General features: G+C 45.5%; 13 protein-coding genes. 4 read left to right on the top strand and 9 right to left on the bottom strand.

Translation table 11 applies throughout. The features are described 5' to 3' along the window. Positions 1-14: 14 nt before the first annotated feature. From BFC18_RS19065 to BFC18_RS19050, 4 genes are read right to left on the bottom strand one after another with little or no spacing between them, the layout of a single operon-like run. A complete protein-coding gene (locus BFC18_RS19065; RefSeq protein WP_070127169.1) occupies positions 15-668 on the bottom strand; it encodes an ABC transporter ATP-binding protein in 654 nt (217 codons plus the stop codon). Then, positions 665-1,447, bottom strand: a complete 783-nt coding sequence (locus tag BFC18_RS19060) for an ABC transporter permease (protein ID WP_070127167.1) — start codon at positions 1,445-1,447, stop codon at positions 665-667. Before BFC18_RS19060 ends, BFC18_RS19065 begins: the two co-directional genes overlap by 4 nt. Then, positions 1,447-3,288 carry a polysaccharide biosynthesis/export family protein gene (locus BFC18_RS19055; protein WP_245680434.1) on the bottom strand — a complete coding sequence of 614 codons (1,842 nt, stop codon included), beginning with the start codon at positions 3,286-3,288 and terminating at the stop codon, positions 1,447-1,449. Before BFC18_RS19055 ends, BFC18_RS19060 begins: the two co-directional genes overlap by 1 nt. A gap of 13 nt (positions 3,289-3,301) precedes the next feature. Further along, positions 3,302-3,655, bottom strand: coding sequence for a hypothetical protein (locus BFC18_RS19050; protein ID WP_070127165.1), 354 nt, complete (start codon positions 3,653-3,655; stop codon positions 3,302-3,304). 387 nt (positions 3,656-4,042) lie between these two features. Between BFC18_RS19050 and wecA the strand changes: the two genes are divergently transcribed. The 4 genes from wecA to galU all read left to right on the top strand — a co-directional run bounded on the left by wecA (position 4,043) and on the right by galU (position 8,402). Continuing rightward, complete coding sequence (gene wecA / locus BFC18_RS19045; protein ID WP_070127163.1) at positions 4,043-5,119, top strand: UDP-N-acetylglucosamine--undecaprenyl-phosphate N-acetylglucosaminephosphotransferase; 1,077 nt, start codon at positions 4,043-4,045, stop codon at positions 5,117-5,119. A gap of 87 nt (positions 5,120-5,206) precedes the next feature. Beyond that, entirely contained in the window at positions 5,207-6,097 is an 891-nt protein-coding gene (locus BFC18_RS19040) for a glycosyltransferase (protein WP_342670050.1), read from the top strand. Beyond that, positions 6,094-6,951: a glycosyltransferase family 2 protein gene (locus BFC18_RS19035; RefSeq protein WP_070127162.1), complete on the top strand. Its 858-nt coding sequence runs from the start codon at positions 6,094-6,096 to the stop codon at positions 6,949-6,951. The genes BFC18_RS19040 and BFC18_RS19035 overlap by 4 nt, the downstream gene beginning before the upstream one ends. 557 nt (positions 6,952-7,508) lie before the next feature. Further along, on the top strand, positions 7,509-8,402 hold the full coding sequence (gene galU, locus BFC18_RS19030; RefSeq protein ID WP_070127161.1) for a UTP--glucose-1-phosphate uridylyltransferase GalU: 894 nt from the start codon (positions 7,509-7,511) through the stop codon (positions 8,400-8,402). A 64-nt stretch (positions 8,403-8,466) separates the two neighbouring features. On the opposite strand, the gene BFC18_RS19025 is transcribed toward galU, so the two are convergent. The 5 genes from BFC18_RS19025 to ppnN all read right to left on the bottom strand — a co-directional run bounded on the left by BFC18_RS19025 (position 8,467) and on the right by ppnN (position 13,669). Then, entirely contained in the window at positions 8,467-8,787 is a 321-nt protein-coding gene (locus BFC18_RS19025; protein ID WP_070127159.1) for a ComEA family DNA-binding protein, read from the bottom strand. 195 nt (positions 8,788-8,982) lie between these two features. After that, positions 8,983-9,990, bottom strand: coding sequence for an isocitrate dehydrogenase (locus BFC18_RS19020; RefSeq protein WP_070127157.1), 1,008 nt, complete (start codon positions 9,988-9,990; stop codon positions 8,983-8,985). A gap of 225 nt (positions 9,991-10,215) precedes the next feature. Further along, a complete protein-coding gene (locus BFC18_RS19015) occupies positions 10,216-11,835 on the bottom strand; it encodes an HDOD domain-containing protein (RefSeq protein ID WP_070127155.1) in 1,620 nt (539 codons plus the stop codon). Between the two features lie 10 nt (positions 11,836-11,845). Further along, a complete protein-coding gene (locus tag BFC18_RS19010; protein WP_070127153.1) occupies positions 11,846-12,220 on the bottom strand; it encodes a DUF3192 domain-containing protein in 375 nt (124 codons plus the stop codon). A gap of 90 nt (positions 12,221-12,310) precedes the next feature. After that, entirely contained in the window at positions 12,311-13,669 is a 1,359-nt protein-coding gene (gene ppnN / locus BFC18_RS19005; RefSeq protein WP_070127151.1) for a nucleotide 5'-monophosphate nucleosidase PpnN, read from the bottom strand. Positions 13,670-13,671 lie beyond the last annotated feature (2 nt).

Raw genomic sequence — 13,671 nt, 5'->3', positions numbered from 1 at the left:
TCATAACCACTTAACTATTTTTCTTCCATGTAGGCGCTGATGCCTTCTTCAAGGTCTGGAAAAAACTTGAGACTGCCATTGTTTATCAAAACTGCTGAAGTACAGAACTCTCGAATCTGATCCAGTTCATGACTGACCATAATCATGCCAGCAGTTGTATTCTTCTCTACCAGAGCCTGGCGGGCTTTTCTGCGAAAAGCGGGATCACCAACAGAGGTAGCTTCATCAATCAGATAGATATCGAAATCTATGTTGATACAGCAAGCAAAAACCAGCTTAGCGCGCATGCCTGATGAATAAGTGCGTACAGGCAGGTCGAATCGGTTTCCTATTTCTGCAAATTCCTGCACGGCCTTCTCATACTTGGTAAGGGATTTCACCTGGTTAATTCTGCCAATAAAGCGGGTGTTTTCTCTTCCTGTCATTTGTGGGTGGATACCTGTCTGTAAAGCAACAGGCCATGACATCGATTTATTGGTTAAGACGCGTCCCCTGTCCGGGTATTCGCTTTTGGCCAGCATTCTGAACAACGTGGATTTACCAGCACCATTTTTGCCCAGAATCGCAACACTATTCTCTGTTGGAAATTCAAAATTCAGGTTGCGGAAAATGTATTGAGGTCCCAGTTTGCTGGGATAGCTCTTTGTGAGGTTTTCCAATCTAATCATCGGGCAAGAATCTTCTTCCAAGTGATATGGTAGAGTGCCAGTCCAAGAAACAGAGATACAGCAGTCACTTCAACAATAAAAGATACAGAAACGCCGGCATCTCCATAAGAGGGATAACAAGCGTATCGGCTTAATTCGATAATATGTACCAGCGGATTCCATGTTAGCCAGTGCCAGGTGCTTTCAGGAAAATCCTGTAAGCTGAAAAAGGTACAGGAAATAAAAAATATGGGTCGGTTGAGCATATTTTTAACTTTATTTATTTCCGGTACAAAGGCAATCAGCACAGCGAAAATCAGGCTTATTGATATAGAAAAGAGCCATAGCAGAAGGAACAAAGCTATTAGAAGCAATGGGTCCGCTAACTGAAAGTCGAGATCAAGCAGATAAATACCCAAAGCAATTAATACAATTACCCCGCATTTAATTGAAAATTCCATAAACGCTGATGTAATAAGAGCTGCTATAGGTTGAACCTGCCTGAAGGCATAAAGCGGCTTATTCTGTTTTATTGCATTCGGTACACTGCCTGTGCAGGTCATAAAGGATTGCACGCCCATTAAGCCCATCATCATAAATACAAAGATAGGCACAGAGTGGACGTCTGACCCACTGATAAAACCTCGGGCAAAAGACATCGCAAAAATGAAAATAAAGGGCTCAACAAAAGCCCAACCCAATCCGAGCTTATCGTTGAATTTGCTCTGCATCTCTCGCAAAAAAAGCGCGAAGATAACGGTTCGCCATCCTCGTAGTTGCGTTTTAAACGAAAGCTCCATTAGTTAACGGCAACGTTAGCTGCTACAGCAATCTGATAAATAATTTGGGTAATATCTTTGATTGCCTGAAGGGATTTCACATCTATAGAAGGCAATACCATCACCTGATCGCCAGGTTTGATATCCAGCTTGCCTTCACCTTCAGACCACAAGCTGTGGTGAATGCTGTCAAATTCCACGATACCATTCTGTCGAATAATCAAAATTCTTTCGTCGTCCGCGCGCTGTGTGAATCCACCTGCCCAGGCTATATAGTCTGCCGTGGTAGCATCATCATTGAACACAATGGCCTGAGGCATCATCACTTCGCCACCTATTTGTACCAGGTCAGTGGCTTCTGGAATAACGATAGTATCGTTTGGTTCGAGCAGAACATTCGCGACTTCCCCATTTTCAGAGACTATAACACGGCCCTCAGGCTCGATATCTCTCGCTCTGGCAATGAAGTCGCTGACCAACTGCGCTTCCTGTACCCTGATTGAACCTTCACCTGTGGAACTGATGGGCGCGGTGTAGATGCTTCGTTCAAGCCTCTGGAGTGATTGCTCGATAAGCTCTTTCTGTTTTTCCGCGACGGTCTCTCTTAACAGATAGACATTCTCGGGGTTAGACAATGACGGCACAACCTGCACGTAATTCAGCACGTCTTTAAGCCTTGTTCCTCTGTCGACCATGATTTTTGAGGGGCCAGAATGTCCGCCTTCAATATTGATTTGGTACACCTTAGCTTCATGATCATTGATAAAGTTGACTTCATCACCCGCATTGAGAGTAATTTCTGCAAACTCATTGAGATTAAGGTACTGAGCAAACTGACTATCGTTGCGTAAGCCTGCTACTGACACATGGCTGATAAAGTCGCGAGGATGGGCATAGTCTAGTAGCGTGCGGCCAATGAGCTCTTCCTTTTTGAATTCGAAGGTGAAGCTATTATTCGCACCATCGGCGACTGTGATACGGTCCCCTACAGGACGAACGACGATGGTGTCGCCATCCTGGAATGAAATACCGGGGAGTTTGCCAAGCCTGACGAAATCATAGAGATCGGCTGTTGCGACAATTTCTCCATTGCGTCTGATGTCGATATTACGAAAACTACCACGAGTGAAATCTACGCCACCGGCACGCTTCAAATAGTACAGAATACTGTCAGATGCCAAACCCGCATATTGACCAGGACGGATTACCGGGCCCGTGATATACACTGCCACAGGTGTCGAAGTGAGTAGGTTAACGTAGACATTTACATCATTGGTGTAAATTTGTTTTATAGCCGACGTAACTTTACTATTTACTGAACCCGCTGGTGTATTGGCTAACTGCACCGGGCCTATATTCGGGATGAAGATATTGCCTTGATTATCAACGGTCACCACATTGGAAAAGTTAACGGCTCCCCACATCCAAATTGAAATTTTGTCGCCAGGGGCAATCAGGTAGTTTTCATTTAAACCGTTAGCGCGTTCAGATTCGAACCCGCCGATAAATAAATTGGCTGCAAAAGGTGGGCTTTTCAGTGGCTCGCTATAAGGGTAAACATCTTCAATTGTCGGTTCACCAGGCAGTACCATGCCTTCTCTTGAAGAACGATTATATTGTCCGTTTGTCGACATGCTCTCCGCTCTGGCTCCGGGTAAAGTGCGGCTGGTTGGAATGTTCATTGGAGAAACCGATACATTCGAGGAGGTACTGTCTGTAGAAGACGAATTGTTACCTTGTTGCTGTGCTTGTTCTCTTAATTGTTGTAAATCAGCAATGGACTGAGCATTAACAACAGAAGAAAGAAACGCTGTGGTTGCTAATGCAGAAGTTAAAGTGAGGAGTGAGCGAAATACAGACATAGATGTTGCCATTTTATTGAACGTTAGTATGAGTAATGAGTGGCGAAAGAACTTGCCATTGCCCGTCGCGCTGGCACATAGAGCGCGGAGCCGCTGTCATGGCCATTGCTTTTAATGTTCTGCAACTCATACCAGAAGCAGATAGATAACTGTTTCCAACAAGGTACAGTGAGCCATTAATCTGAACCTGGCTACCGGAAGCAATTTGGCCTTGTGGCACGGATACGACTTCAGCGCTAACCAACTCAATACTTTTTGTAGACACTAAAGGAATGTTTGCATTCACCGGCTCGGGGGCGGAGGCACATCCACTGAGGAGTAACGTCAGACCTACCAGACCAGTACTCAAACCTCTGATACTAAACATGTCTTAATAATTCCTTGTCAAAACTGGGGCCGTAGCATAACACAAATCAACGCATTTGCAGTTATCCGACACTTGTGGGATTAAAAAATTCAACTAGCAATATTACATAGTTTTGAAGGGAATGGCTCAAATCCTGCTTGCCACACGACAACAAATAGGTTGGATGTGACTATTTGGATCAAAGGCTGAAGTTGTTTTTCTTAGAAGAAATAAAACAGACAGTAGTCTTTTCGCCTTTAGTCTATTATCATATGGCGGTATTGACGAAATAACTGTCAATTCTTTTCAGGATGTAACCCAGAGCATGGATCACGACTATCAATTCTCAACACTTTTCAAGCAATCGAAAATGCAAACTCAGATTTCTGAACGGATATAGTTTTTTGTATGTTTGATTATCTGCAAATTGTTCCACTGTTTACGGCTTTTTTTGTCGCGTTGATCCTATTGATCGTGATGACGCCTTTGGCACATCAATTTGGCCTGGTGGATCATCCTTCCTATCGTAAACGTCACGCCGGTATGGTTCCTCTCACTGGCGGCGTTGCTATTTTTATGGCCGTGCTTGTGGCCAGTGTCGCAACTGATGTGTGGATGCGAAATAACCCGCTATTCTTCACTGCTTCTGCGTTTATTGTCCTGTTAGGTATGCTTGACGACCGTTTTCAGTTAAGTGCTAAAGGGCGCTTGCTGTGCCAGTTCGGTGTGGCGGCCATTATGGCGTGGAGTGCGCAAAATTATATCACCTCATTGGGTAACATTTTCGGTTTCGGAGAAGCCTATCTAGGTATCGTTGGCTACTTCTTTACAATTGTTTGTGTCGTCGGTGTTATCAATGCGTTCAACATGATCGACGGCATTGACGGACTTGCCGGTGGCATGAGCCTGATTGTTTTGCTTACTGTGGTCGGCATATTGCTATTCACTGGTAATGGTAGTGCCATTATGGAGCCGCTTATAATCGTGGCGGCCATCGTGCCATTTTTGGCTTTTAACCTGAGTTGGAAAGGCTTCAAAGGCAACAAAATATTTATGGGCGACGCCGGCAGTATGTTCGTCGGGCTCACTATCGTTTGGTTGCTCGTTGATCACACTCAAGGTCCTGCGGCAGCTTTCAGACCCATCACAGCGGTTTGGTTGATAGGGCTCCCGCTTATGGATATGGCGGCAATTATGTATCGTCGCGCTCGAAAAGGGCAATCCATGCTTCGTCCAGACCGAAAGCACTTGCATAACATCTTCATGCGCGCGGGTTTGACAAGCAGACAGGCCCTTGCTGCAATCTTATTCCTTGGTCTGTGTTACGCCGGCGTAGGCATAGTGGGTGAAATTCTTGCCATTCCTGAATACGTCATGTTTTGGTCGTTCATCGGGTTGCTAATGATTTACAGCTACGTGATCCAGAATGTTTGGCGAATGATCAGAACAATTAAGAAGTCGATGAGAGCATCCGCGAAAAACTGATTGCCCATATTTAGTGCAGACTCAGCGTTATAAATTTGCTATGTTTGCTTCTTATTTTCAGCTTTGCTTTCGATATCGGCGGTTGCTTTGTCCAAAGCCAATACAACAATTATTCATCAAGGAGCGATTGCATCAGATGTAGAGTCGCTCGTTGCAATGGCCGTTTATCACAATGACTGTTTAGCATGGTTACAGCAAGCAGTTGATAGTGTGCTTTGCCAGTCTTATCAGTCGTTTATTTATCTCATTGTGATCGATGGCCCCGTCTCTGACGAGATTACAGCCTTCCTAACCGACACCGCAGCTAACGACAGTCGCATTGTGCTAGCCAAAAACGCCGAGAATGTCGGTTTGGCTGCGAGCATGAACTTTGCGATAGAGTGGGGGATGGCGTTAAGTCTGAACTATTTTTTTCGTATGGATGCCGATGACATATCCCTGCCGGAGCGACTCGAAAAACAAGTCTCCTTTCTGAATAATCACGAGAAAGTCGGCGTGTTAGGCGCTGCATTGACGGAAATCAACGAGGCAGGTGAAAAGGTTGGCGCTCGTATTATGCCAGCCTCCCACGCGCAGATCGTGCGTGTATTACCCCGACGTTGTTCAATGAATCACCCAACCGTTGCATTCCGCTATGACGTCTTTCGTCAGGGATTTCGCTACGATGCCGAATTGAAGAATACGCAGGATTACTTTTTGTGGATTCAACTCGCCAGTGAAGGCATCGTTTTTTGCAATCTTAAAGATCGACTGCTGGAGTTTCGTCGGGTAAACAATTTCTACAAACGCCGCGGACTCACAAAGTCGCTCAATGAATTCCGAGCGCGTTTATTTGCTATGCGCGCGTTACGGCGATTAACTCCCTGGAATCTGATTTATGCCTGTGGTGTTCTTACCATGCGGCTAATGCCGGCCAGAATTGTGAAAATGGCTTACCGAATGGATCGTAAAATGCTGGAAAAGCGGAATAAATCGTGAAGCCCGGCATCGTTATTATACTTTTTCACCCCGACTTAACGCATCTCAACAAGGTGCTGTCGGGTATTGAGGCTGAGAATTTACCTATCATCCTGGTAGACAATTCACCGGAACCCTTAGTCGACACATTTTCTACTGAAATTACTTATCTTCATTTTCCTTCAAATATCGGTATCGCCGCCGCTCAGAACGCTGGGATTAAAGTGCTTATTGAGTGTGGCTGTAGTCACATCGCGCTATTCGACCAAGATAGCGACATAACCTCAGCACTACTAACGGGTCTTTGCGACGGGTTTTCCAAAGCGCAACAGAGTGTGGAGAACATTGCCGCGGTGGGGCCACAAATCGTTTGTGAGTTTAATGCTGAAGCTGTTAGCCCTGCCATTCAGCATGAGCGAAAAATCAGCGAAGATTTTGCTTCTGTTAAGCAGATTATTGCATCGGGAATGTTGCTAAATGCCGACATTTTTAAAACGGTTGGTGAGAAAGAAGAGTCACTTTTTATCGATGGCGTAGATCATGAGTGGTGTTGGCGCGCTAGAGATAAGGGGTATCAGATTGTGAAACTCCTGAATGTAAAAATGCGACATCGACAAGGAGATGGTCGAAAGAAAATTCTCGGTTTGACGTTCAAACGTGGCGCTCCCATACGCTTGTACTATCAAGCCAGAAATATTCTAATACTAAGCCGAAGAGATTACGTTCCACTATATTGGAAATGTCGCAACCTTATGGGATTGCCAGTACGTTGGCTAATCAATCGCTGGGTATTTGAACAAGGCAAAATACGAGGCCGTTTCTTCCTTAAGGGGCTAAAAGATGGTGTCAAAGGTAAAACAGGTGCGTTAGATTAGTCATACAATCGTCATGATGCACTCGGTATACTAGTCGCCGCCCGGTGATAAATAAATGTTTAGAAAGACAATTAAGCGCTCTAAAAGATTAAGATGCTATCTTCAGCATAATTGCTGAACTTACTACGCCGAAAGCGCGTAAGTAATCTCTGTGGACCAGATAGTGTTTGTCAATACGATAGTTTTTGCAGACATGACAATCTCTGTAATCACATTTGAAACGCGTTGATGTTTTATCGATTGCCAACAGAACTCGGTTACATTTAGAACATCATTGCTAGTGCACTAATATGGTGATTTTGAGCTAATTTGGTGCGTAGCACGCCCTGTGTTTGGGAACGTGCCCGTTTTTGGGACATTGTTAGGGAGAGAGTCTTTAGCAGTATGCCCGTTTATCTTCAGCCAAAAGATATTGGCTGATTTATTGATTGGTTGTTACGGCATAAACCGTCAATCAAATTGCTTGTGAAAGCAAAATTATTTTATGTCGAACTGCATGGCGGAATAAGGATTGCATTACGCCATGGGTCGAGGAATTTAGTAAAAGGACACTTAATATGAGTCAAGTGAAAAAAGCGGTTATCCCTGTTGCAGGTTTGGGTACAAGAATGCTACCAGCTACCAAGGCAATTCCTAAGGAAATGTTGCCGCTGGTTGACAAGCCGCTTATTCAATATGTTGTGAATGAGTGTGTAGCAGCCGGTGTTAAAGAAATCATTCTGGTAACTCACGCGAGTAAAAATAGTATTGAAAACCACTTCGATACTTCTTTTGAACTTGAAGCAACGCTTGAGAAACGTGTAAAGCGTCAGCTGCTTGAAGAAGTACAGTCTATTTGCCCGAAAGACGTAACCATCATGCACGTACGTCAAGGTCACGCAGCTGGTCTGGGCCACGCTGTTCTTTGTGCTCATCCGTTAGTGGGTGACGCGCCGTTTGCGGTAGTACTGCCTGACGTAGTTATCGACGACGTAGCAAGTAATCCGAAGAAAGATAACCTTGCTGATATGGTGGCTAAATTTAACACCAGTCGTGTGAGCCAGGTAATGGTTGAAAAAGTACCGCAGGAAGACATCACCAAATTTGGTATTGCAGACCTTGGCGGTGTGGATATCAAACCGGGTGAGTCGGCGAAGATTCACCAGATGGTAGAAAAACCAGAGCTTGAAGATGCGCCTTCCGATCTGGCTGTTGTAGGTCGCTACGTGTTGTCTGAAAAAATCTGGGATCTGCTTGAGTTTACGCCTCCTGGTGCAGGCGGTGAAGTGCAACTTACCGATGCTATCGATTCATTGATGAAAATTGAACAGGTAGATGCTTACTACATGAAAGGTAAGAGTCATGACTGCGGAAGCAAATTGGGCTATATGAAAGCAAACGTGGAATACGCACTACGTCACCCAGCTTTAGGTGACGAATTCAAAGAATACCTTGCTTCACTGAATGGCTAATAATTGTCAGCAGTAAAAGAAATAAAAAGAAGCCCGCGCATGCGGGCTTTGTTTTATCTGCAACTTATTTCGGTACAACCTTTACCTTGTGACGCATTTTTTCAAGTAACTTCTCACCAATTCCGCGAACCTCTGTAAGTTGGTCGACTTCGTGGAAATAGCCTTTTTCTGTACGGTAAGCAATAATCGCCTGAGCTTTACTCTTGCCAATACCGGGCAATGTCATGAGTTCTTCAACAGTTACCATATTGAGATCCATGGCGTCAGCCGCGGTGATGCCGGCCATCTCACTGGCGCTGGATTCAATCACTTCAGCTGATGCCATAGAGCTTCCAAATATCAGGGTAGCTAACGCTACCGCAGTTGCGAGTTTACGGTTATACATAATTCTTCATCCTTTTAAGTGGGTTGTACATCGTGTACGGATGTAGATTACGCATAAGGAGATAGCTTGGGGAGTCCAGTTTCAGGACAGTATTGTAGGAAGGCTGTATTGGGGAAGGAATGTGGTGGAAGCAGTGAATTAGCAGGCACAAAAAAGGCGGGATATTAAACCCGCCTTTCTTGATACAACTGTGTATTACAAACGCTCAAGTACTGCGTCAGTGAATTCTGTTGTGCCAGCCTGGCCACCGAGGTCGCGGGTGGTGCGGTCACCGGTTTCAATAACCTCTTTTAATGCGCTACGAATTTTCTCCGCTTTATCACCCATGTTCAGGTATTCAAGCATCTGAATCGCGGCCAGAATCACTGAGGTGGGGTTTGCCAGGTTCTTACCGGCGATATCCGGTGCAGAGCCGTGAACCGCTTCGAAAATAGCACATTCTTTACCGATATTCGCTCCAGGAGCCATACCAAGGCCGCCTACCAGGCCGGCACACAAATCTGAAAGAATGTCACCGAACAGGTTCGTCGTAACAATCACATCAAACTGGTGTGGGTTCATTACCAGTTGCATACACGTGTTATCAACGATCATCTCGGTAGACTCGATGTCGGGATAGCGCTCACCCACTTCACGGGCTACTTTCAGGAACAAACCAGAGGTCGATTTCAGAATGTTCGCTTTGTGTACAGCCGTTACTTTTTTGCGGCCTTCACGACGGGCAAGCTCGTAGGCGAATTCTACGATTTGCTCAGCACCTTCACGGGTGATTTTACTCTTCGCTTCAGCTTCCTGACCGTCGTCAGAAACTACCTGTCCCAGACCAGAATACATCCCCTGCGTGTTTTCACGAACAGTGATAATGTCGATATCTTCGTATCGGGCTTTGGTGCCTTTGAACGACAGTACTGGACGAACGTTCGCATACAATTGAAATTGTTTACGCAGGCTCACGTTGATAGAAGTAAAGCCTTCGCCCACAGGCGTAGTCAATGGGCCTTTAAGCGCAACTTTGTTTTTCGCAATTAAATCCAGTGTTTCTTGTGGCAGGAGTTCGCCGTGGTTTTCAAGGGCTACCAGACCTGCATCTGCGTAATCATAAGCGAAGTTGCATCCCACCTTATCGAGAATTTTGATAGTGGCGTCAATGATGTCAGGACCAATGCCGTCGCCGCGAATGACTGTAATGCGTTGCTGAGTCATGTTGTGGAATCCTTTGGTAATTCTTGTTTATTAATTCGTTAGGTTGCCAGGCGTGATTTAAACAGCGACTTACGGCAGCGATAAAGGCCGTTGCTGTTTTTGCCAGAAATGCGCCAGGCTGATTTTTTCGAAACCAGCCTAAGACTTACTGTAGTATTTTATATGAAGAACGCGATGTGTAACAGGAAAGTCAAACTCACTCGCCATAAGTTTGGTGAATGTTGGTTATGGCCGTTGAGTGTATGGTAACCAAAGTAGCGGTGATAACTGGCCTTGAGTATCACCGATTAACTTATGGTTTAGCCCCAGCATTGCATAGCTTTGCTGTTGAAATTTAGATGAGGCGCTATCAGGCGTTTCGCCAAATAACCAGAGTCTGGCAAGCATTGTAGCGAGACTGATGATTGCCGTGTCGACTTTGAGTGCGCCAGGAATATCACGTAATTCGCGCCCACAGTGATTAATGATCCCTTGATAGAGAGGCGATTGCTGCCACTGCCTGGCCAACGCTGTAGACATTTCTGAAAACGATTGCGGTTCACTTTTCCATAGCGAATTTAAATTATAAAGCTGACGTTCAACCTTCGGCCAACGCTTTAAGGTTTTAAAACCGGCCACGGTGAATAGTGGGGCCGTCGAAAACGTTGCGATGAGCGCCATAGTTTGAGGTGTTTGTTTACTCTTGGTAAGGACAGTGAGCTCTGATGCCACCGCAGCGGTCACTTCACTTAATCTGACAAAAACAGGCATGAGAGGGAAAAAACGTTGATGTAACCGTTGCGATAGCGCACGTAGTATGAGCATGTCGGCAACCCGCGTCATTCCATAGGTTAACATGGCTTGCTTAACATCTTTAACCGTAAGCTGTAAGCGGTTGTCAGTACTGGCCGTTTCTTTTAAATAGGCTGCAAATACGGGAATATTCTCAATGCGACGGGCGAGGGCGCTAATATCTGCATTGCTGTCCTGTAACCCCGTAATGATGCTCCGCAGCTCGGTGGGTAAACGACTTATTGGATATTGAAGAGGAAAGAGCTGCCTGGTTGTAGGCTTAAATTCTTCAAGGTATCTCGCAGTCAACGTTTGCCAGCGGTGTAATGTTAAAGTCGGCGCATCGGTTTTGACGAGTTTCTGACAGGGCGTTTCCACGACTTGATTGGTGTCTGTCAGCCACACCGCCGAGGTATTAAGAGAAAGACGATAAAGATAGTAGCCACCGCCGGCTGGCACATTGACGGCTGTGCCAGGTAAAAGTTTTCCTGGATAATTGATAAGCGTGCCTAGGTCGGCATGGAAAGCGCAGCTCAGCCTGCTAACGGCGGGCTGTATTTTTTCGGCAAATGCAGATGCCTTACTATTGAGCGCACAAAACATGATAATCAACCAAATTTGCTCGCGCGTTAGTTTATTCTCTTGAAGGTACCTTTCTGGCGTGGCACTGCTTGCCACTTTCGCTACTTTCAATAATGACTGAATGATATCAAGTTGACGCTTTTGACAGAACTGATGATAAGCCGCTACCCGATTTCGTTCGGCATTAGCAAAACTCATGGCCGCATAGGCGCCAGCAACAAAATGCTGTAAATAATGTTCATTAAACTGAAGACGCAACCCCACGAAAGTCAGCAATGCACTGCATCGCAATGCCAAGCTGGGGGCGTTTGATTTATCATCGATAAGAAAAGCGATGGCAAGTAAGCCATCGGGTGAATGCTTCCCCGACTGAATAAGGTTTGTGGCTTGTTTCAATGACTGTTGTGTCAGAGAAAGATCGTCATCTGAAGCATCAAACAGTTTGGTAAGTTGAAGATCTGAAACAAGAATCTTTTTTGTGGCAGGGAGCATGGTTTTGCAATCAGGATTTCAGATAACTTTGATAGGCCCCTTCGCCCCAGGCAATCAATTGATCATTTTCAAATAACAAGGGTGTGCATTCATCCTGTGTAGTCAGGCCATCTGCACGAACATGTTGTGTGCGGTAAAACATGACCTGAATAGGGGTACCGGATTCCATTTTTGCTTCGGTAATATCAGGTGAGCCAAGCATAGCCCACACCTCTTGCTTCGTACTACCGAGTTTCAGCTTGGTGATCTGTACTTTGTTATATTCTTCCCGATCTTGCCAGTCCATATCTTCAGGTTTGTCCGGATAAAAAGACATAACCATAAATACAAACAATGCATAGGCACCAATGCCGAGCAAAATCAGTTTAAAAACCTTGCTATTCATCCCTTTTCACTTTTTACTGCGAATTGCGATAAGTGTACATTAAAAGTGGCGCCTGAAGGAACGATAAAATCGTAACAAGGATTGACTGCGCTATTTTTCAATGACATAGCAGGGAATATATTCACTTCCTGGCAATTTCATGCGCTGTTGTTGCACAAACGAGCGCAGAAGATTGTCTATGCGCGTCATCAGTTCCGGGTCGCCATTAAGACGAAACGGCCCTTTTTCCTTAATTTGCGCGACGCCCTCTGCCTTTACGTTACCGGCTACAATACCCGAGAACGCCTTTCTTAGCGTCATCGCAATATCACCGACAGGTTGCTCATTGTGTAATGCCAGTGCCGCCATTTTTTCGTGGGTGGGTTCAAACGGTGTCTGGAAAGCTTCGTCAATGCGTAGCGACCAGTTAAAGCTGAATGAGTCACCCATAGCCCGACGGAAATTTTCGACTTTTGCTAAACCGGTTTTCAGGATCCGCGCCACTTCTTGTGGGTCATCAATAACAACTTGATATTTGTCCCGGGCTTCTTTTCCTAGGGTAGCACCAACAAACTCATCAATGGCTTCAAAGTAAGGACGAGACTCTTCTGGCCCGGTTAATACTACCGGAAACGGATGCATCGCATTTCTTTCATTCATCAGAATGCCAAGCAGATAAAGCAATTCTTCAGCCGTACCCACGCCACCGGGGAAAATCACAATGCCATGTGCAAAACGAACAAAGGCTTCGAGGCGCTTCTCGATGTCTGGCATAATAATGAGTTCATTGACAATAGCATTCGGCGGCTCGGCTGCAATAATACTGGGCTCGGAAATTCCAATATAACGGCCTTTTTTGTATCGTTGTTTAGCGTGGCCAATGGCAGCGCCTTTCATTGGCCCCTTCATTGCACCAGGCCCACAACCCGTGCAAATGTTCATTTCCCGAAGCCCAAGTTGATAACCAACTTCTTTGGTATATTTGTATTCGTGCTGTTTAATCGAATGGCCACCCCAACACACAATCGTATTAACATCGTCGTTGCCTTCCAATGCCTGGGCGTGACGCAGCATATCGAATACCATGTCGGTAATAGCAGCACTTTCCGATGGGGCTTTCTGGTTCACGAAGGCATATTTATTACCCATGAACAGGATATCGCGAAGAACGGCAAAGATGTGTTCGTGCACGCCGCGCATCAATTGCCCATCGACAAAGGCCACTTCCGGCGGGTTGATCAATTCAATCTTCACACCGCGTTCGCGACGTATGAGGCGGATGTCAAAATTATCAAAGGGGGCGAAAAGTAGTTCAGCATCGTCTTCGTCGACACCGCTATTTAATACTGCCAGGCAACAGCGTTTGAATACACCAAACAGTTCGCTGTTGGTAATGTCCTGAAGCTTACTTACTTCAACCTGTGAGAGTTGACTTATCCATCCCACAGGGTTTAGCTGTACTTTATTCATAT

Source organism: Alteromonas confluentis (assembly GCF_001757105.1).
Lineage (GTDB): Bacteria > Pseudomonadota > Gammaproteobacteria > Enterobacterales > Alteromonadaceae > Alteromonas > Alteromonas confluentis.
This window is presented reverse-complemented; position numbering and strand designations above follow the sequence as displayed.

What these genes read in the sequence shown, in the direction of transcription:
- BFC18_RS19065 (WP_070127169.1), bottom strand. Translation starts at nt 668, where the DNA reads ATGATTAGATTGGAAAACCTCACAAAGAGCTATCCCAGCAAACTGGGA.
- BFC18_RS19060 (WP_070127167.1), bottom strand. Translation starts at nt 1,447, where the DNA reads ATGGAGCTTTCGTTTAAAACGCAACTACGAGGATGGCGAACCGTTATC.
- BFC18_RS19055 (WP_245680434.1), bottom strand. Translation starts at nt 3,288, where the DNA reads ATGTCTGTATTTCGCTCACTCCTCACTTTAACTTCTGCATTAGCAACC.
- BFC18_RS19050 (WP_070127165.1), bottom strand. Translation starts at nt 3,655, where the DNA reads ATGTTTAGTATCAGAGGTTTGAGTACTGGTCTGGTAGGTCTGACGTTA.
- wecA (WP_070127163.1), top strand. Translation starts at nt 4,043, where the DNA reads ATGTTTGATTATCTGCAAATTGTTCCACTGTTTACGGCTTTTTTTGTC.
- galU (WP_070127161.1), top strand. Translation starts at nt 7,509, where the DNA reads ATGAGTCAAGTGAAAAAAGCGGTTATCCCTGTTGCAGGTTTGGGTACA.
- BFC18_RS19025 (WP_070127159.1), bottom strand. Translation starts at nt 8,787, where the DNA reads ATGTATAACCGTAAACTCGCAACTGCGGTAGCGTTAGCTACCCTGATA.
- BFC18_RS19020 (WP_070127157.1), bottom strand. Translation starts at nt 9,990, where the DNA reads ATGACTCAGCAACGCATTACAGTCATTCGCGGCGACGGCATTGGTCCT.
- BFC18_RS19015 (WP_070127155.1), bottom strand. Translation starts at nt 11,835, where the DNA reads ATGCTCCCTGCCACAAAAAAGATTCTTGTTTCAGATCTTCAACTTACC.
- BFC18_RS19010 (WP_070127153.1), bottom strand. Translation starts at nt 12,220, where the DNA reads ATGAATAGCAAGGTTTTTAAACTGATTTTGCTCGGCATTGGTGCCTAT.
- ppnN (WP_070127151.1), bottom strand. Translation starts at nt 13,669, where the DNA reads ATGAATAAAGTACAGCTAAACCCTGTGGGATGGATAAGTCAACTCTCA.